Raw genomic sequence first — 626 nt, 5'->3', positions numbered from 1 at the left:
GGATCTTTCTAACAGTCTTCAGTCTGATGATTCAGCAGTTGTGCATTACGATAAGAACAAGGATGCCTCCATTAATTATGCGAGTGTAACGTTTGGCAAAGGAAATGGTTCTGCCGCTGTTGGTCTGCATAATGTTGCGGATGGTATGATTGCTAAGGATTCACATGATGTTGTTAATGGGGAACAGATTAATAAAATTTCTCAGGATGTAGCACGGTTTTTAGGTGGCGGTGCGTCATTTAAAGATGGTAGCTTTACACAGCCGACCTATGAGTTATCGAGTATTTCTGAAGATGGCCATGTAAGTACGGCTATTTTTAATGATGTAGGTTCAGCGTTTACAGGCCTTGATGAAAATATCAAGAATGTGAATCAACGTATTAAGGATGTTTCTCAGGGTATAGCACAGGATTCGTTATTGTGGAACAAGGATGATCATGCCTTTGTAGCCAAACACGGCAAAGAAGGAAGCAATAGTAAAATTAAGTTCCTTGCGGATGGAGAGATTTCTTCGAGTTCGACGGATGCGATAGCAGGTAATCAGCTTCATACTCTAGGTAGCAGTGTTGCTCAGTATTTTGGCGGCGGAGCTAAGTATGAGAATGGCAAATGGATAGCTCCAACAT

At 41.5% G+C, this 626-nt stretch carries 1 pseudogene; it reads left to right on the top strand.

Annotation, left to right across the window (positions count from 1 at the left end):
* A pseudogene (locus ACFIML_RS09260) lies at window positions 1-626 on the top strand (hypothetical protein); the annotation flags it as partial.

This window comes from Bartonella sp. AC62GZZY (assembly GCF_042196525.1).
Lineage (GTDB): Bacteria > Pseudomonadota > Alphaproteobacteria > Rhizobiales > Rhizobiaceae > Bartonella.
This window is presented reverse-complemented; position numbering and strand designations above follow the sequence as displayed.